Origin of the sequence: Streptomyces sp. NPDC058289 (assembly GCF_042880975.1) — a bacterium.
Lineage (GTDB): Bacteria > Actinomycetota > Actinomycetes > Streptomycetales > Streptomycetaceae > Streptomyces > Streptomyces stoeckheimensis.
On record NZ_JBHVYI010000133.1, the window covers coordinates 1 to 17,568 of the forward strand.

15 protein-coding genes and 2 pseudogenes are annotated in these 17,568 nt (G+C 73.6%); 7 read left to right on the forward strand and 10 right to left on the reverse strand.

All coding sequences use genetic code 11. The annotated features are described in order from the left end of the window. Window positions 1-150: 150 nt before the first annotated feature. From ACFVX6_RS37955 to dhaK, 3 genes and pseudogenes are all read right to left on the reverse strand, one after another. On the reverse strand, window positions 151-660 hold the full coding sequence (locus ACFVX6_RS37955) for a PTS-dependent dihydroxyacetone kinase phosphotransferase subunit DhaM (protein WP_389699160.1): 510 nt from the start codon (window positions 658-660) through the stop codon (window positions 151-153). Continuing rightward, window positions 634-1,254: pseudogene (dhaL, locus tag ACFVX6_RS37960) on the reverse strand (dihydroxyacetone kinase subunit DhaL); the annotation flags it as partial. The pseudogene dhaL and the gene ACFVX6_RS37955, both read right to left, overlap by 27 nt. A 111-nt stretch (window positions 1,255-1,365) precedes the next feature. Then, on the reverse strand, window positions 1,366-2,373 hold the full coding sequence (gene dhaK, locus ACFVX6_RS37965; RefSeq protein WP_389699149.1) for a dihydroxyacetone kinase subunit DhaK: 1,008 nt from the start codon (window positions 2,371-2,373) through the stop codon (window positions 1,366-1,368). Between the two features lie 301 nt (window positions 2,374-2,674). Between dhaK and ACFVX6_RS37970 the strand changes: the two genes are divergently transcribed. After that, window positions 2,675-3,787, forward strand: a complete 1,113-nt coding sequence (locus ACFVX6_RS37970) for a glycerol dehydrogenase (protein ID WP_389699150.1) — start codon at window positions 2,675-2,677, stop codon at window positions 3,785-3,787. A 148-nt stretch (window positions 3,788-3,935) separates the two neighbouring features. On the opposite strand, the gene ACFVX6_RS37975 is transcribed toward ACFVX6_RS37970, so the two are convergent. Beyond that, complete coding sequence (locus ACFVX6_RS37975) at window positions 3,936-4,598, reverse strand: response regulator (RefSeq protein WP_389699151.1); 663 nt, start codon at window positions 4,596-4,598, stop codon at window positions 3,936-3,938. Beyond that, on the reverse strand, window positions 4,595-5,749 hold the full coding sequence (locus tag ACFVX6_RS37980; RefSeq protein WP_389699152.1) for a sensor histidine kinase: 1,155 nt from the start codon (window positions 5,747-5,749) through the stop codon (window positions 4,595-4,597). Before ACFVX6_RS37980 ends, ACFVX6_RS37975 begins: the two co-directional genes overlap by 4 nt. A gap of 399 nt (window positions 5,750-6,148) precedes the next feature. Between ACFVX6_RS37980 and ACFVX6_RS37985 the strand changes: the two genes are divergently transcribed. Further along, window positions 6,149-7,651, forward strand: a complete 1,503-nt coding sequence (locus tag ACFVX6_RS37985) for an alpha/beta hydrolase family protein (RefSeq protein WP_389699153.1) — start codon at window positions 6,149-6,151, stop codon at window positions 7,649-7,651. A 79-nt stretch (window positions 7,652-7,730) separates the two neighbouring features. Next, window positions 7,731-8,114, forward strand: a complete 384-nt coding sequence (locus ACFVX6_RS37990) for a transposase (protein WP_389699161.1) — start codon at window positions 7,731-7,733, stop codon at window positions 8,112-8,114. Window positions 8,115-8,133: 19 nt separating this feature from the next. On the opposite strand, the gene ACFVX6_RS37995 is transcribed toward ACFVX6_RS37990, so the two are convergent. The 4 genes and pseudogenes from ACFVX6_RS37995 to ACFVX6_RS38010 form a co-directional block, all read right to left on the reverse strand. Next, complete coding sequence (locus tag ACFVX6_RS37995) at window positions 8,134-8,751, reverse strand: hypothetical protein (protein ID WP_389699154.1); 618 nt, start codon at window positions 8,749-8,751, stop codon at window positions 8,134-8,136. 48 nt (window positions 8,752-8,799) lie between these two features. After that, window positions 8,800-9,674: pseudogene (locus ACFVX6_RS38000) on the reverse strand (IS5 family transposase). A 42-nt stretch (window positions 9,675-9,716) separates the two neighbouring features. Then, window positions 9,717-12,152 (reverse strand): SpoIIE family protein phosphatase, encoded by a 2,436-nt coding sequence (locus ACFVX6_RS38005; RefSeq protein WP_389699155.1) that lies wholly within the window; start codon window positions 12,150-12,152, stop codon window positions 9,717-9,719. 193 nt (window positions 12,153-12,345) lie between these two features. Next, the gene (locus ACFVX6_RS38010; RefSeq protein ID WP_389699156.1) at window positions 12,346-12,798 is read right to left on the reverse strand and encodes a DUF5959 family protein; all 453 of its coding nucleotides are present in this window, start codon (window positions 12,796-12,798) and stop codon (window positions 12,346-12,348) included. A gap of 283 nt (window positions 12,799-13,081) precedes the next feature. Between ACFVX6_RS38010 and ACFVX6_RS38015 the strand changes: the two genes are divergently transcribed. The 3 genes from ACFVX6_RS38015 to ACFVX6_RS38025 are packed head-to-tail and all read left to right on the forward strand — an operon-like array spanning window position 13,082 to window position 15,932. Beyond that, window positions 13,082-13,309 carry a FeoA family protein gene (locus ACFVX6_RS38015; RefSeq protein ID WP_250739058.1) on the forward strand — a complete coding sequence of 76 codons (228 nt, stop codon included), beginning with the start codon at window positions 13,082-13,084 and terminating at the stop codon, window positions 13,307-13,309. Further along, entirely contained in the window at window positions 13,306-15,498 is a 2,193-nt protein-coding gene (feoB, locus tag ACFVX6_RS38020) for a ferrous iron transport protein B (RefSeq protein WP_389699157.1), read from the forward strand. Before ACFVX6_RS38015 ends, feoB begins: the two co-directional genes overlap by 4 nt. Next, entirely contained in the window at window positions 15,495-15,932 is a 438-nt protein-coding gene (locus tag ACFVX6_RS38025; RefSeq protein ID WP_389699158.1) for a helix-turn-helix domain-containing protein, read from the forward strand. The genes feoB and ACFVX6_RS38025 overlap by 4 nt, the downstream gene beginning before the upstream one ends. Window positions 15,933-15,951: 19 nt before the next feature. Here ACFVX6_RS38025 and ACFVX6_RS38030 read toward each other — a convergent pair whose 3' ends face one another. Next, window positions 15,952-16,467: a hypothetical protein gene (locus ACFVX6_RS38030; protein WP_389699162.1), complete on the reverse strand. Its 516-nt coding sequence runs from the start codon at window positions 16,465-16,467 to the stop codon at window positions 15,952-15,954. 173 nt (window positions 16,468-16,640) lie between these two features. Between ACFVX6_RS38030 and ACFVX6_RS38035 the strand changes: the two genes are divergently transcribed. Further along, entirely contained in the window at window positions 16,641-17,360 is a 720-nt protein-coding gene (locus tag ACFVX6_RS38035; protein ID WP_389699159.1) for a class I SAM-dependent methyltransferase, read from the forward strand. Window positions 17,361-17,568 lie beyond the last annotated feature (208 nt).

Consider the following 17,568-nt stretch of genomic DNA (forward strand, 5'->3'; position numbering starts at 1 on the left):
CCCTCTCAACCCCCCGGCCGCCGGGGCTTTCCAGGTGGGGGGCAATCCCGGCCTTTTGCCCCCCGGGCTGTTTTCCGGGGGCCCCGCAGCCGGGGGGGGCGCCCCCCCGGGGGCCGCCCCCCCCACCAGGTCAGGGGTCCGGTGTCCGGGTCAGCGCTTGCGGTAGCCGCGCGCGTCCTCGGCGGCGGCCAGGACGGCGTCGAGGTCTCCGCCGATCGCCGAGGTCAGCGTGATGGCCACGGCGCCCTCAAGGAACGGCGCATCCACGATCCGCGCGCCTTCGGGCAGTTGCGAGGGCTCCTCGCCGAGCAGCGCGTTCACCGTCAGCACCGCGCTGCCCATGTCACACAGCACGGCCACGCCCTGCCCCTCGTCCACCGACCGGGCGGCCGCCGTGATCAGCTCCGCGCTGGTGCCGATCCCGCCGTCGGGGGTGCCGCCCGCCACCGCCAGCGGAGCCGGCTCCACCGAGCCGATCAGCGCGCCCGCCAGCGCGGCCACGGACTCCGCCACCGCCTTGCTGTGCGAGACCAGCACGATGCCGACGCGGCCTGTACGGGTCTTCGGTGCCTGCCGCTCCACCGGCTCCGCGGTCACGGCCGGCTCCTCGGGGGCGAGTTCCGCCTCGGGTGCGTCCACCGCGGCGCGCAGCGCCTCCATGAGCAGGGCCACGGAGTTGGCCCCGGCGTCCTGGTGGCCGATGCTGCGCTCGCCGAGGTAACTGGCCCGGCCCTTGCGGGCTTCGAGGGGCTCGGTGGCGTCGGCGCCCGCGCGGGCCGCCCGTACGGCCTCGTCCAGGGCCTCGCGCAGCGGCCGGTCCGCCTCGGCGGATTCGGCCAGCGCCCTCACCGCGGGTGCCAGGGCGTCCACCAGGGTCGCGTCACCGAGCTCGGCGCCGCCCAGCTTCTGCACCGACTTGAGCCCGGCTCCGAGCGCGGCGCCCAGCTCCGCCACGGTCGGTGCCCCGGTGTCGCCGAGCACCTTGCCCGTGCGGCGCAGCGCGGTGCCGAACAGCGGGCCGGAGGCGCCGCCCACGGTGTTCGTCAGGGTGGTGCCGGCCAGCGTCAGCAGCGCCCCCGGGGTGGCGGGCCGGTGCTCGGCCACGGCCGCGCCGACGGCGCCGAAGCCCCGTACGAGATTGGCCCCGTGGTCCCCGTCGCCGATGACCGCGTCCAGCTCGGTGAGGCGCGCGCTGTCCCGCCGTACGAGCCGGTTGGTCTCGGCGATCCAGCGGCGGAAGTAGGCGGTGTCCATGGGGGCGTCCAGCGCGGGGGCCGGGCTTGTGGAGGTCGTCGTCGGGGTGGCGGGCGTGGCGGTCATGGGGAAGGGCTCCTGGAGGGTGTCGGGAGGGAAGAGCGGGCGGGGTCAGCAGCCCCAGCGCAGGGACGGGGTGTCCACCGGCGCGTCCCACAGGCGCAGCAGCTCCTCGTCGGCGCGGCACAGGGTGAGGGTGCAGCCGGCCATGTCCAGGCTGGTGACGTAGTTGCCGACCAGGGACCGGGCCACGGTGACCCCGCGCTCGCCGAGCACCCGCTCGACCTCCGCGCGCATGATGTACAGCTCCACGGGCGGGGTCCCGCCCAGGCCGTTGACGAGGAGGATGACGGGGGCGCCGGACGCCTCCGGGAGGTCGTCGAGGATGGCGTCGAGCATCGCCTCCGCGGTCTCGGCGGCCGTCATGATCGTGCGGCGTTCGCGGCCGGGCTCGCCGTGGATGCCGATGCCCAGCTCGATCTCGTCTTCACCGAGGGTGAAGTTGGGGCTTCCCTTGGCGGGGGTGGTGCAGGAGGTCAGGGCGACGCCGTAGCTGCGCGCGTTCGCATTGACCTTGCGGGCGACCGCGGCCACCTCGGCGAGCGGAGCGCCCTCTTCGGCGAGCGCGCCCGCGATCTTCTCCACGAACAGGGTGGCGCCGGTGCCGCGTCGGCCGGGCCCGTGCTCCGTCCGGGCGACGGCCACGTCGTCGTCCACGACGACCTGCTCGACCTTGACGCCCTCGTCCTCGCAGTCCTCCGCCGCCATCGTGAAGTTGAGGATGTCGCCCGTGTAGTTCTTCACGATGTGCAGGACGCCCGCACCGGCGTCGACCGCGCAGGTCGCGGCCGCGATGTTGTCCGGCACCGGGGAGGTGAACACCGGGCCGGCCACGGCCGCCGCCAGCATGCCGCGCCCGACGAACCCGGCGTGCAGGGGCTCGTGCCCACTGCCGCCGCCCGACAGCAGCGCGACCTTCCCGGCCGGCTCCCCGGCCGCTCCGGCGGCCCGCGTGACGATGCCCTTCTCCGCCTCGACGCGGAGCCCCGGGTGAGCGGCGGCCATTCCGCGCAGTGCGTCGGAGACGACACTCTCGGGGGAATTGATGAGCTTCTTCACGGGGGCCTCTTTCCTCGAAAGGGGAACGCGGAACGGGTAACTCGTCACGCCGGGCCGGAGCGGAAATAGGAATTGCGGGACGGTATTAAGTCGGCACCGTCGCCGATCCGCCACCGCTTCCGGGGCACTTGGCTGGAACTTTACCCTGGCGAACCTGCGGAACAGCTCGGGTCCTTGGTCCCGGATCGGGGCGCGGAAAGGCCTGTCCGCAAGGGGGGCCGTGCATATCTCGGGTGCGGCCGAAATTCGTGATAGGGATGAATAAGCAAGGGGAAATGAATTCGCGATGAGGAGGATTCACGTGAAGACCGTCGGTACGCGCATGATGATCAGTCCGCCGAAGTACGTGCAGGGCGCCGGGGCGATGAACGACCTGGGCGAGCACACGGCCCGCCTCGGGACGAACGCCGTGGTCCTCGCGGACAAGGGCGTCTGGGGCTTCGTGGACACGGCCGTCACCGCTTCCCTCTCCGGATCCGGGGTCGAGCTGACGAAGGAGGTCTTCGGCGGGCTCTGCACCCAGAAGGAGATCGACCGGGTCGCCGCGGCCGCCGAGGCCGCCGGCGCGGACGTCATCATCGGCATCGGCGGCGGCACCGCCATCGACACGGCGAAGGCCGTGGGCCACGCGCTCGGCGACATCGCCGTCGTGTCCGCGCCCACGGTGGCCTCCACCGACGCGCCGACCAGCGCGCTCGCCGTGATCTACACCGAGTCGGGCGCCTTCGAGCGCTACTCCTTCTTCCAGCGCAACCCCAACCTGGTGCTCGTCGACACCGCGCTCGTCGCGGGTGCGCCGAGCCGTTTCATCGTCTCCGGCATGGGCGACGCGCTCGCCACCTGGTACGAGGCCAGGGTCTGCGTGGCCGCCAACCGGGTCGCCATGGCCGGCGGTCTCGCCACCGAGGCCTCCCTCGCGCTGGCCCGGCTGTGCTGGGAGACCCTGATGGAGTACGGCCCCCAGGCCCGGCTGGCCGCCGAGGCGCACGTGGTCACCCCGGCGCTGGAGAAGGTCACGGAGGCCAACACGCTCCTCTCCGGCCTCGGTTTCGAGTCCTGCGGCCTCGCCGCCGCGCACGGCATCCACAACGGGCTGACCGTCTCGCACAAGGTGCACGGCATGATGCACGGCGAGAAGGTCAACATCGGCACCCTCGCCCAGCTGGTCCTGGAAGGCGCCCCGACCGACGAGCTGGACACCTACCTGCGCTTCAGCCGCGCCGTCGGCCTGCCCACCACCCTCGCCGAGATCGGCCTCGGCGACCCGGACCGCGAGGAGCTCCTCGCCATCGGGCGCGCGGCCACCGCGGAGGGCGAGACCACGCACAACATGCCGTTCCCGGTGACCCCGGAGATGGTCGCCGACGCCCTGATCGCGGGCGACTCGTACGCCCGCGCCTACGCCAAGAGGTAGCGGCAGGAGGAAGGGCGCGGGCGACGCAAGGGCAGCCCGCGCCCCAGGGGCTGTCCGGCCGATCCGGCAACCGTCGTTCGATCTGCTCGTTCTTCCCGGTCCAGGGCGACCAGCGCAGCGACTCCGCGAACTCCGCCCTCAGTCGGCGTCAGGCCGGGGGGATCAGGCGGTTCTCGTGGGCGAAGACCACGGCCTGGATCCGGTCGCGGAGTTCCAGCTTGAGCAGGATCCGCCCCAGATGGGACTTCACGGTCGCCTCCGCGAGGTACAGGGCGGCCGCGATCTCGGTGTTGGACAGGCCGCGACCGACCTCGACGAGCACCTCGCGCTCCCGGGCGCTGAGCCGGTCCAGCCGCGCGTCGCGGACGGCGGTTCCCCCGTCGGCCAGGTGCGGACGGAAGTCCTCGAGCAGGCGCCGGGTGATCCGCGGGGAGAGCACCGCGTCACCCGCCGCGACGTTGCGGATCGCGGTGAGCAACTCCTCGGGCCGGGTGTTCTTCAGCAGGAAGCCCGAGGCCCCGGCGCCGAGCGCGGCGAAGGCGTACGCGTCCAGGTCGAAGGTGGTCAGGATCAGCACCCTGCTCCCCGGGGAGGCCTCGACGACCTGCCGGGTCGCCTCGATCCCGTCCGTCCCGGGCATCCGGACGTCCATCAGTACGACGTCGGGCCGCAGCTCCCGGGAGAGGCGGACGGCCTGGGCGCCGTCCGCGGCCTCGCCGACCGGAGCCATGTCGGGCTGGGCCTCCAGGAACGTGCCGAAGGCCATCCGGAGCAGCGCCTCGTCGTCGGCGATCACGATGCGGATCGTCATACGGCGCCCGTCCCGCTGCTGTTGAGCAGGAGTCGGGTACGGACGCCCCAGCCGCCGCTCGGAAGCGGTCCGGCCCGCAGCGTCCCCCCGTAGGCGGCTGCGCGCTCGCGCATGCCGTGGATGCCGTGGCCGGACGGTGCGGAGGCGGGAAGCGCCGGCCGGGGGCCGCTGTCGGTGACCTCCACACCGACGCTCCCGGCCGAGCACTCGACCAGGACCGTCGCGCGGGTGCCGGCGGGGGTGTGCTTGAGGGTGTTGGTCAACGCTTCCTGCACCAGGCGGTAGACGGTGAGTTGTGCGGTGGCCGGCACATGGGCGTGGCCGCCGTGGACCTCCAGGCCGGTCGGCAGCCCGGCGGCGGCCATCTGGTCGGCGAGCGCCTCCAGCTGGGCGATGCCGGGCAGCGGGTGGCGCTCGGCGTCCGGCTCGTCGGACCGCAGGACGCCCAACGAGCGCCGCATGTCGGTGAGGGCCTGCCGGCCCGTCTCGGAGATCTGCAGCATCGCGGCGGTGGCCCGGTCCGGGGAGCTGTGCTGCGCGTAGACGGCGGCGTCGGTGAGGGCGACCATGACGGACAGGTTGTGGGTGACGATGTCGTGCATCTCGCGGGTGATCCGGGCCCGCTCCTCGGCGACGGCCAGCAGCGCCTGCTGCTCCTGGTGCAGCGCCAGCCGTTCGGCCCGCTCCTGCACGGCGGCGAGGTAGGCCCGGCCGGTCCGCACGTTCACCCCGAGGACGGCGGCGGCTACCACCGTCGCGGAGAGCGCGACGAACGGGGTCAGGAACGCGCCGTCCTGTGTCCAGCGCAGGCAGGCCAGCACGGCCCCGCCCTCCACGACGGCTGCGGCGAGCAGCGTGCCGCGCCGGCCCGTGTGCGCGGCGGCCGTGTACAGGGCCACCAGCAGGGCGATGTCCCCGGGCAGTTGGACGTCCACCAGCCACTGGACGAAGGCCGCGGCCACCACGGCGGCGAACACCGCGAGCGGGGCCCGGCGCCGCCACACCAGGGGCAGCGCCAGGGCGGCGGTGAGCGCCGCCGCCACCGGCAGCTCCCGGGCCGGGTACGTGGTCACGACGTTGAGCAGGAGCAGCGCCGGCAGTACCGAGTCCCACACCAGGGGCGGTACCCGGTCCCGTTGGCGCACCGTCACACCTCTCCGCCGCTCGGTCGTCGTGGCGGCCCGGCCGGGGTCGCCACCGCGTACAGCCGCAGCCTAGGGCCTGTCGTCAAACTCCCGTCGTCGCCCGAAGGGCGGCCTCGCGGCGTCTGGTGCGTGCTCTCGGCGCGCCGGGCGGAAGCCTGCGTACCGGACGTACTTGGCTTTCGCCCGGGGCGGCGCGAGCGCGTGCCAGGCGCCGCGAGGCAGAAGGGAGTTTGACGACAGGCCCTAGGCCGCGGGTCCGCGCCGCACATGAGCCCGGCGTCGTAGCGCCATGTGCCGGGGTACGACCACAGGAGGAGACCCGCCACCTCCCGCGGTCGCAGGCCGCCCGCCGGTCCGGGGTGCCCGGTTGCCACCCCGGTCGCAGTCGGCGGCGACCCGGGGCCGATGCGGCGGCGCGGGCCCGGCGCCGAGCATGGCCGGGTGACCGAAACCATCCCGGGGCTTTTCCTGTCCCTTCCGGAAGTCCTCGTCCTGCTGGGCGCCGTTGCGCTGCTGGTGGCGCGCTGGCTCCCCCAAGCCGCCCGCCGGCCCGTCACCGTCGTGGCAGGGGCGGTCCTCCTACCGTCGGCGATCGTGCTGGGCATCGTGGGGGTCCGCTGGCAGATGCTGCCGGTCCTGGCCGGCGCCGCCGTCGCCTCGGCGTTCGCCCTCCCGCCCCTGCTGCGGCGCGGTGCCGGCCGACCGGCGTGGCGGGCCCGCTGGTGGCTGGCCCTGCCGGGATCACTGGCCTGCGCCGGCCTGATCGCCACCGGCCCGGTGGCCGCCTGGGCCTTCCCCGTGCCCGTCTTTCCCGAGCCGACGGGTGCCTTCGCGGTCGGTACCCGGGTGGTGCAGTGGACCGACCCGCTCCGCCCCGAGAGCTTCACCGCCGATCCGGACGACCGGCGCACGGTCGTGGTCCAGCTCTGGTACCCGGCGCAGAAGAGCCCTGCGGGCGTCCCTCGGGCCCAGTACCTGGGACGCACGGAGGGCGAGGCGCGGACCGTCTCCGAGGCCCTCGCCGACGGGGTCGGCCTGCCCGGTTTCCTGGTCGCCGGCGTCCCGAGGGCCCGCAGCCGCGCGGTCGTCGACGCCCCGGTGGCCGGCGGGGGAGAGCGGTTCCCGGTCGTCCTCTTCTCCCCGGGGTCGGGCGGGGTGCGGTCCCAGAACACCGCCTGGGCGGAGGAGCTGGCCAGCCACGGCTACCTGGTCGCCGCCCTCGACCACCCGTACGATTCCGCCGTCGTCGTCCTCGCCGACGGCGTCACGATCCGCGCCACCACCGCCTCCTCCGGGGACCGCGACAGGGACGAGGAGCCGGCCGCCGGCTGGACCGCCGTCCGGGCCGCCGACCTCGGCTTCGTCCTCACGCGGCTGGAGCGACTGGACCGCGGTGAGACCGCCGACCCGCTGACCGGACGCCTGGACACCGGCCGCGCCGCGGCGGCCGGGCACTCCCTGGGCGGAGCCGCCGCCCTGCAGGCGGCCCGGCAGGACCGCCGGTTCGACGCCGTCGTCGACCTGGACGGCTACCCCCACGGCCCGACCGCGCCCGCCCTCGAGCAGCCGGCGCTCGCGCTCACCCAGGAGATCACCGCCGGCACCGACCCGCGCTACCTGCCCCGGCTCACCGAGGCCCTCGAGCACAACACCGCGACGAGCTATCGGCTCACCGTCCCCGGCGCCGGGCACCTCAGCTTCATGGACGGCCCGCTCTACCTGCCGCCGGTGCCCTCGATCGTGGGCACCCTGGGCCGCACCGAGAGCCCGCGCATCGTCGCCGCGGCCACCCTCGCCTTTCTGGACGCCACCCTGCGAGGCCGCCCCGGCGACCCGGCTGACACCCTCCGGGCCTACGGCACGGTCTCCACAACAGGGGCTCGGGGAACTGCGACGCCAACCCCGTGATCGGCCTTACGCGCGTGTTCGGTCATCCACGGGGTCGGCCTCGCAGCTCCCCGAGCCCCGGAGGGGAGGACACGGTGATCTGTCGGACGCGGAGTGGGAACGGTTGCGGCCGTTCCTGTCGGTGAGCAACGGCCGGTGCGGGCGGCGGCGTGATCACCGGAGGGTGATCAACGGGATTCTGCACCGGGGCCGGACCGGGGTGCACCAGCGCGATCTGCCTGAGCGGTTCCCTGAAGGTCCTGCTGCTGTTGCAGCGAAGGGGGCATGGCAGATCTCCGTCTACTCGGAGCCCATGTGTAACCAACGTCCGGCAGTCTTCTACCCGGGCGTGTATCGGAAGTGCTCTGGTGACCGAGGTCGGAGATTCCTCGGCCACTCGTCCGGCCTTCTGGTGCTGCGGTCAGCAGTGTGGGACGAGCCGCACCTCGGCCAGGAGCGGGTCCAACCACCGATCGAGGTGTAGAACATTCCGACTCAGGTCGCTAGCCGACGGAAACGACCCGGTCGGGCCGACCGTGTGGGGCGATGGTCACTTCGTGGAGGTCGCCTCCCTCGGTGGTCATGCGAATCCGGTCGGGAGCCGTCCACACGGTCTCGCTGAGTCCGTTGTCTTCGGAGTCGCCGTTGAAGCAGCCGACAGTCCACCGGCGTTCCCGCGGTGGCTTCCCCTGGTGGACGTAGACGCACCAAACCGGGTCAAGGGAGCCGCTTCGTGACACCACGACCAGTTGGCGGTCGGCACGGCCGGGGGCCGATTCAGTCTTCAACGCCTCGTCCTCCCCACCGAATACCGCGGAGACAAAGCCCCCGATGAGCAGCGTGGGGACGCCGATGACGAGCAGCGCGATGGCCAAGGGCGTGCGCAGCGAAGACTCGGCCAGTCCCAGGAGGACCGCCCCGATGAGCGCGGCCAGGGCGAGCCATCCCAGCAGAAGGACGTACTCGCGGAGGCGGAGCAGCAGGATCAGCTCGCCCTCGCCTCCTGCCTCGAATCCGACTACGGCCGCGATACCGAAGATGACTGCCACTGCCAGCAGCAGGAAGGCCGACGGTTTGCGATATCGAGTGAAGTTCATGATCCCCCGAACGATGTGGATCACGCAGCCTAAGGGGGAAGGTGGGGCAGAGGCTAGGGCGATGGGCATGGGTCACAGCCACTCGTTGATAGCTGCGACAAGCACGGTCGCCTCGTAGCGGACCGCGAGCTTGTCGTATCGCGTGGCGACGGCGCGGTGCCTCTTGAGGCGGTTGATCCCGCACTCGACCGCGTGGCGCTCGCGGTGGTCGGCAGTTCGAAATGCGGTGGGCGGCCGCCGCGGGAGGCGAGTCTTCTGCGGTTGCGCGTTTGGTCGACCTTGTTCGGGATGGTGCAGCGGATTCCCCGGCGGCGCAGGTAGGCGCGGTTCTTGCGGGAGGCGTACGCCTTGTCGGCCCGAACGCGGTCGGGGCGGACCCGCGGCCGGCCCGGTCCGATGCGGGGTACGCGGATCTTTGCCGGCACGGGTTCGAACTGCGGCGAGCTCCGCGCTGCCCTGCCGTCACCACGATCGACATGGGCTTTTGGCCTTGCTCGACGGCCAGGTGCAGCTTGGTGGTGAACCCGCCGCGCGAGCGTCCCAGCCCGTGGTCACCTGGCTCGGTGACCACTCCACCTGGCGGTTGCTTCTGCAGGTCACTCTGTTTTCGGGCTCCGGCCGCATGCTGATGGGCGCGGCACACCGTGGAAATCGACGCTCAGGTCCCACACGATCGCACCCTTCGCGTCGGCCAGGGACTGGAGTCGGGTAAGGATCCGGTGCCAGATGCCGTCCCGCTGCCACCGGCGGAACAGATCGTAGATCCGGACCCAGGGTCCGTACTCCGCGGGCAGGTCCCGCCACGGAACACCGGTCCGGACCCGGAACCGTATGCCGTCGATCAACTACCGCCGAGGCCAGACGGGCGGCCTCCCCGCCTTCGCCCCCTTCGGCAACAACGGCTCCAGCAACGCCCACTGTTCGACCGTGAGTTCTCCCCGCCCCATGAACGATGATCATTCATCGCTCAAGATCCATCGGCACACGGCCTAGAAGGTCGTCCTACGGGGCTCCGCGCGCGGGTCGTCCCCCGCGGCGCGGGCCTCGTGGGGGGCGGCCCTCTCCGGGGCTGCCCGGTTCGGGTGTGACCGGTCCGGGTCCGGCTGCTCGGGGTCTGCCCGGTCCGCGTCTGCCCGGTCCGGGGTGGCCACCTCCGGGGCGGACGTGCGGGATGCCAGCAGCAGGGCGATGTCGTCCGGCCGGTCGGTGGAGTGCCCCGCCTCGGCGACCAGCCGGTCCGCCGTCTCGGTCAGCGGAGCGGGACCGGCGTCCGCGAGTGCGGCGCGCAGCCGCTCCACTCCCATGTCGATGTCCGTGCCCGGGATCTCCACCAGGCCGTCGGTGTACAGCGCGAGCACCGCCCCCGGCTCGATCCGCAGCCGGGTCACCGGATACGTGGCCTCGGCGTCGATGCCGAGCACCATCCCGCCCGCCAGGTCCAGCACCTCCGTCCGGCCGCCCGGATGTCGCAGCAGCGGCTGGGGATGCCCGGCCCGGACGGCGAGGGCGAGGCCGGACGCCGGGTCGAGCAGGACGTAGCAGCAGCTGGCGAACTGACCCGGATCGAGGTCGATGAGCAGCTCGTTCGTGCCGCGCATCACCTGTTCCGGCGTATTGCCGCCGAGCGTGAAGGCCCGTACGGCACTGCGCAGTTGCCCCATGGTGGCCGCGGCAGCCACCCCGTGGCCCTGGACGTCGCCGATGACCAGCGCGAGCCGCCCGTCGCCCGCTTCGATGACGTCGTACCAGTCGCCGCCGACGTCCATCCCGGCGGTGCCGGGCAGGTACCGCGCCACCGTGACCACGTTCTCGCGCACCGGCAGTCGGTGCGGGAGCAGCGCCGCCTGGAGCCCGCGTGCCAGCGCCGATTCGCTGTCGTAGCGCCGGGCCCGCTCCAGCGCCTGCGCGATCAGCCCGGCCAGGGCGGTGAGTACCGTACGCTCCTCCGGGCTGAATCCGCGCGGGGCGTCGAAGCCGAGGATGCACGAGCCGACGGGCCGGCCGGAGGCGATCAGGGGGAGGAAGGCGCGGGCGCCGACATCGGCGTCCAGCTCGATTCCCGGGTAGGCGGCGGCCAGGTGCTGCATCGACTCGAAGAACATCGGACGGCCCGAGGTGAGGGTCTCCACCCCGGGCAGCCGCACGTCCAGCGCGACCCCGTCGAACCGGTCGAGGAAGCCCTGGGGGAAACCGGTCTCCCACGCCAGGTGCAGATGGCCCTCTCCGAGCAGGTAGATCGCCAACTGCCGTCCGCCGAAGGCCGGGAGCAGCTCGTCGGTGACCACCATCGACACCTGGCGGGCCGTCACCGCCTCGGTCAGCGCGATGGCCAGCGCCACCGGCCGGTACAGGGCCGAAGCCCGGTCGGCGGGCGAACCCAGGCCCGGGGAACCGAACCCAGCGCCGGGCCGCATCAGCGACTCGGGTGCGTACGTGGGTGGTTCGGCCTCGGCGATGGTGACGGTGACCCCGTCGATCCCGGGATGCAGACCCACCGACAGCCAGTGCGGGGAGGGTTCGGGTCCGCGGCGGACGGCTTGGAAGTGCACGGGAGCGGGGGAGAGGAACGCGGCCCGGAAGTGGTCCTCGTAGGCGGGGTTTCCGAGCCAGGGCAGGGCTTCCCACAGCATCCGCCCGGAGAGTTCCGCCCCGTCGGGGTCGAGCAGGGTCGTGGCGGCGGAGCGGGCGCGGGAGTTGGTGAAGCCGATCACGCCCTGCCGGTCCACGGACAGGACGGCCAGGTCCAGCCGGTCCACGGCGGCGCGGGCGCCGCCCTCGGCGGAGCCGTCCCCGGGACTGCCCTGGCGGCTGCCCCGGGGGTCGCCTGCCGTGCGGCCCGCTGCACCGCCTGCCGTGCTGCCTGCCGTGCCGTCCGCGGGGGTGCCCGCCAGGCCCGGACCTGGGAAGCACACCGGTTCGCCCTCCCAGGTCACCGTCGCCCCGCCCGCGGCCAGCGCGGCCAGCTCCCCGGCCAGCCGGGTGGCCACCGCGCGCAGCCGCTTCCGGTCGCCGGGCCCGACCGGGACCCCGGGGGTCGCGGGGCGCAGCACCACGAGGACGCCGTAGCGCTCGCGGCCGCGGGTCACGGGCTCGTAGAGGGAGGCGAACGGGAACGGCAGCCCGGCCATCAGCTGGGGGAAGCGCCGCATCGCCGATTCCGCGTCGGGCAGGTGCACGGACTGCCCGGACCGGTAGGCCTCGGCGACGGGGTACGGGCGGTTCACGTGCATCCGCCACCAGGGGCGGAACAGCGGGCCCGGGATCCCGGTCACGGCCGCCATCAGCAGCAGCCCTTCCGTGCCGGAGCGCAGGTAGACCCCGCCCGCGTACCCGCCGGCGGCCCCCGCGGCATCGAGAGCGGCCCGCGCGAGTGTCCGGGCCGTCGCGTCGGTGACGGGGCCGCCGGTGTCCGGTCTCGCCGTCACCCCTCCAGAATGCCCTCGGGCCGGCGCTTCCGCACACCCCGCGGACGCTCCTTTCCGGCGGCGCCTCCGACATGACCTCCGATGATCGGACCTGCAAAGCCACTCCACCCACCCGATCGCGGCCGACGCCCGCTCCCGCTGACCGGCAGCGCCGGGGCAGTCGGTCTCCGACGCCCGGGGCTCGCGGCGCGCCCTAGCGTTTGCGGCCGGGGCTCCATTCGTAGGCCGTGGGAGACGTCTCCACGACCTCGCTGGGCCAGGTCTCCCGAACCTGGTGGAGTCGGCGGTGGTGGTCCTGGACCCAGGATCCTTGCGGTTCGATCCACAGCAGGATGCTGAGGCGGTCCGGGTCCTGGACCGTCAGCGACACCGTCCCGGCCCCGTGCACGGTGAGGTCGAGACTCGGCCCGCGGTCGCCGCCGATGGTCGCGCCCGCGCCCGGCGCCAGTCGGGTCAGGTCGTGTTGCCAGGTGTCGAGGTCCTGCTGGAGCAGGAAGAGCTCGAGCCTGGCATCGACGAAGTCGGCGGTGACCAGGACGTCGGCTCGGAGAATGTCATGGCCGGTCAGGATCCCGGGCCGATGGCGGCCCGTCACGCGGACGACGCAGCGGGTTCCGTCCTCGTCTCCCAGGTCGATCAAGTTCACCGGGGCCGGTTCGGTCACCGTGGGGCTCGCTCTCTTCTCGAGGGGCTGAGCTGCATCCTCTCGTACGGCCGGACGGGCGTACGGGCGGGTCGGGCCGGTCTCCCCGCAACGGTGTTCGCCCCGCCTCGACGCCCCCACCTCGACGCCCCCGGCTCGGTCGATCGGCCGATGGTCATGTGGGACCGGTGGGCTGAAAGACCCTGTCGATCAGGGACTTTGCCCCGCTACCGACACTCCTCGGACTGCTTAGGTTTGCCTTAGTGGATTCGAACAAGGAGGTCCGGTGCCGTCGCTCAACGACAGCCGTCCAGGGACGACCGTACGCATCACGGGGATCGACCCCGGTCAGGCCGGCGGGAGCCGGCGCCGGCTCCTGGAGTTCGGCTTCGTACCGGGCGCGGACGTCACCGTGATCGCCCGGGGCGCGACCGGAGGCCTGCTCGTCGGGCTCGGTGACACCCGGGTCGCGCTGGACACCCGTACCGCCGGCCGGCTGAGGTGCGCCGGATGAGCTGTCACGCCACCGGGGCCGGGGCCGGGGCCGGGGCGACCGCGACGGTGGAGCGTCGGACCGGTACGCCGTTCGTCGCCCTCGTCGGCAATCCCAACGTCGGCAAGTCGACCCTCTTCAACGCCCTCACCGGCGCCCATCAGCGCGTCGGCAACTGGCCGGGCAAGACCGTCTCCGTCGCCCAGGGCGACTGGCGCACCGCGGGCGGCGGCCGCCCGCTGCGCGTCGCCGACCTGCCCGGTTCGTACAGCCTGCTGCCCGACTCCCCGGACGAGGCGCTGGTGCGCGACGTGCTGACCGCGCCGGCGGGGGAGCGGCCCGACGCGGTGGTCTTCGCCCTCGACGCGGCCAATCCGGCCCGCAACCTGTACCTGCTCTCGCAGATCCTCGACACCGACATTCCGGTCGTGGTCGCGCTCACCATGAACGACGTGGCCGCCCGGCGCGGCGCGCCCCCCGCCCCCGACGCGCTGGCCCGCGAGCTCGCGCTGCCCGTCGTACGGGTGGAAGGACGCACCGGGGCCGGGCTGGACCTGCTCGCCGACGCGGTCGGTGAGGCCCTGGACGCGGCAGCCCCGCGCCCCGGGCGGACCTTCGCCTGGGCAGCCGGCTCGCCCGTGGCGGCCGAACTGGCGGAGCTGGCCGCGGCGGCCTCCGGGCGCACCCCGCACCCCGCCCGGTGGCTGGCCGTGAGCCTGCTCTGCGGGGAGCAGCCTCCCGCGGTCCCGGCGGAGCTGGCCGAGCGGGCCGGGGCGGCGGCGGACCGGCTCGCCGCGGCCGCGTCGGCCGCAGAGGAGGGCACCACCGATGCCGATGCCGATGCCGGCACTGGTACCGACACCGACACCGACACCGACACCGATGCCGAACTCCTCGTCGCCGAGGCCCGCTACGCCTGGGCGCACGCCGTCATCGAACGCGCGGCGCCCCGCCCGGCCGGGGCCCGGCCCACCCTCACCGACCGGGTGGACCGGCTCCTGCTGTCCCGCGGCTTCGGCATCCCGTTCTTCCTCGCCGTGATGTGGGGCGTCTTCCAGGCCACCACCGTCCTGGCCAAACCGCTCCAGGACGGCCTCGGCGACTTCGTCTCCGGCCCCGTCAGCGGCGGCGCCGACCGACTCCTGGAAGCCGCCCGCGCGCCCGGCTGGCTGACCGGACTGCTGGTCGACGGCCTGATCAACGGAGTGGGCCAACTGCTCACCTTCGTCCCGCTGATGATCATCATGTTCCTGCTGCTGGCCCTGCTGGAGGACTCCGGCTACTTCGCCCGCGCCGCGTTCGTCGCCGACCGCCTGATGCGCACGCTGAGGCTGCCCGGCCGGGCCTTCCTGCCGCTCGTCGTCGGCTTCGGCTGCAACGTCCCCGCCCTCGCCGGCACCCGGATCCTCAACCGCCGCTCGCACCGCATGCTCGTCGGCCTGCTCATCCCGTACATGAGCTGCACCGCCCGCCTCGCGGTCTACGTGATGATCGCGGGCGTCTTCTTCGGCTCGAACTCCGGCACCGTCGTCTTCTTCCTCTACGTCGCTTCCGTGCTGCTGGTCGTCGGCATGGGCCTGATCCTGCGGCCCCTGCTCTTCCGGGACATGAAGGAGGAACCGCTCGTCCTGGAGCTGCCTCCGTACAGGCTGCCCACCCTGCGGGTCACCGGAGCCCAGGTCTGGCAGAAGCTCGCAGCCTTCCTGCGCACCGCCGGCGGCATCATCGTTGCGACCGCGGCCGGCGTCTGGCTCCTCATGGCGATCCCTGCCGCGGCCGGCCACGGAGGCTTCGGCAAGGTCGACGTCGAACAGAGCGTGTTCGGTACGGTCACCCGCGCCACGGCGCCCCTCGTGGCCCCGGCCGGCTTCGGCGACTGGCACGCCACGGCGGCGCTGGGCACCGGCCTCATCGCCAAGGAGGGCGTGATCTCCACCCTCGCCCAGACCTACTCGGCCGAGGAGGACGGCGACCCCAAGCTCACCGCGAGCCTGCACGCCACCTTCGAGGAATCCTCCGGCGGGCACCAGCGGGCGGCCGCGCTCGCCTTCCTGGTCTTCATCCTCGCCTACACCCCCTGCTTCGCCACCCTGGCCGCGCAGCGGGCCGAGATCGGCACCCGGCTGACCGTCATCGGCTTCGGCATCCAACTGACCGCGGCCTGGCTGCTGGCCGTCGGGGTCTTCCAGATCGCGAGGCTGGTGTGGTGAACGGAATCAACGGGCTCGACGGGACAGATGGGACCGACGGGGGCGCCACCGGCACCCGTGGTGCCACCGGCCCCGGCACCGGCCCAGGCCCCGGCCCCGGCATGCTGCGCCGCCTGCTGCGCGCCTTCGAGGAGGCCGCCCCCGGGGAAGGGCTCGCGCAGATCGCCGACCGGCTGGGCATCGACCGGGCCGAGGCGGCCGACCTCGCCGCGTACTGGGTCCGCAAGGGCCGACTGCGCCGCGAGGAGATCGGCGGCCGGGACTGCGGGGGCTGCCTGGCCGCCACCCGCTCGTGCGCGGCATGCCCCGGCGGCCTCCTCGGGGGCCCGGGCCCGGAGCCGGCTTCCACCCGCCCGGTCCTGGTCGCCCTGACCCCCGTACGCCCCCCACGGCCGGGGGACCCGCACAACCGGCCTGCTGCCGAAGGGAGATGACACCGCCGGCGCGTAGCCGTCACCCTGCCCGGTGCCGCTTCGCGTACGACCAGGTCACCGCGGTCATCAGGGCCGGTATGGCCAGTAGCGGGGCGAAGGCGAAGCCCCACACGGTCTGCGGCGTACCGCTCGACAGGTACGAATGGCTCTCGACGGTGAAGAGCACCACGAGTTGCGACAGTGCCCCCAGGACCAGGACGCCCGAGGCCGTCCAGGCCAGCGGGGCGAGGACCGCGGGGCGCAGCGGCCGCCACCGGTCGCTGACGAGCAGCACCGGAAACAACGCGGCCAGTTCGGCGAGGACGGCGAGCCCGACGACGTAGGCGATGCCCCAGCCCGGGATGTCGAAGGCCTCGCGCAGCACCTGGTCGCCGTAGCCCACGTAGACACCCGATGCCATGGCGATGCGCCACAGGCCGGACGGGACGGCGCACAGGGCGATGGCGTGGGCGGCGCGGCGGGCCCAGGCCGGCGCAGGCTCAGGCGTGGGTGCGCAGGAGGGGAGGGGACTGCTCGCTGTCGTCATGCGGTACAGGCTGGCCCCGGACAGGGCGGCCGCGCGTCGTCCGTGGCGGCGGACCGTGTCCGCCCGGCGGACGAGGGCGCAGCCCCGTAAGCCGTACGGACTGATCCGAACGCCTCCCCCGTCCGGGGGAGCTCCGGGGTGGGGGCCGTCGGCCGGGGCTGCGGGCGGGCAGGCTTGCGGACATGCGACAGCAGTACGACACCTCGTCAACGCCCCCGCCGGCCTTCTCGGTCGCCGATGCCTTCACCCTGCGCACGGCCCTGGACGCCCTCGGCGGCGTCCGCGGCCTCGACGCCCTCGACATGGCCTGCGGACACGGCAGCACCACCCGGCTGCTGGCGAGCGGCGGGGCCCGCAGGACGGTGGGCGTCGACAGCTGCCCCGAGCGCATCCGCCGGGCCAGGGAGACCGGCGCGGACCTCGCGCACGCCGTCGAGTACGTCGTCGCGGACGCGGCGGCCGGCATGCCGGCCCTGGGGCCGTTCGACCTGGCCACCGCCGTGTACCTGTTCAACCAGGCCCACGACCGCACGGCCCTGCACGCCATGTTCCGCGCCGTACGCGCCAACCTGCGCCCCGGCGGGCGGCTGCTGGCCATCGTGCCGAACCCGGGGGCCTTCCCCTACGCGGACTGGGCGCCGTACGGGATCAGCGTCGTCGAGCGCTCTCCCGGCGGGGACGCCCCACTGCTGCGGGCCCGGCTGGAGACGGACCCGCCGGTGCCGTTCGAATGCCGCGAGTGGGCCCACGCCGACTTCGCGGAGGCCGCCGCCGACGCGGGCTTCGCCACCGTCACCTGGCAGCCGACCCGGACTCCGCCCGCGTGCGAGACCCGGGACGAGACCTACTGGGCCCGCTACCGCACGGCCCCCGTCGGCTCCCTGATGAACTGCGTGGCCTGAGCGGCGGGCCGACCCTTCGGCCCAGCCCGAAACGTTGGACGTCGCCGGCACGCAGCTCCCAAGCTCGTGTCACTCGCCGGATGGCTGAGCCCATCCTTGACGGAAGGACGTCCCGGTCGTGAAGCTCTGGAAGACACTCCTCATCGGCTTACTCGCCACCGTTCCGCTCACCCTGACCGGAGCGGCGTCGGCCGGCACGGCCCCGGCC

Excerpts from the sequence above, each read along its gene's own strand:
- ACFVX6_RS37955 (WP_389699160.1), bottom strand. The coding sequence starts at position 660 with ATGGAGGCGCTGCGCGCCGCGGTGGACGCACCCGAGGCGGAACTCGCC.
- ACFVX6_RS37975 (WP_389699151.1), bottom strand. The coding sequence starts at position 4,598 with ATGACGATCCGCATCGTGATCGCCGACGACGAGGCGCTGCTCCGGATG.
- ACFVX6_RS37985 (WP_389699153.1), top strand. The coding sequence starts at position 6,149 with ATGCGGCGGCGCGGGCCCGGCGCCGAGCATGGCCGGGTGACCGAAACC.
- feoB (WP_389699157.1), top strand. The coding sequence starts at position 13,306 with ATGAGCTGTCACGCCACCGGGGCCGGGGCCGGGGCCGGGGCGACCGCG.
- ACFVX6_RS38035 (WP_389699159.1), top strand. The coding sequence starts at position 16,641 with ATGCGACAGCAGTACGACACCTCGTCAACGCCCCCGCCGGCCTTCTCG.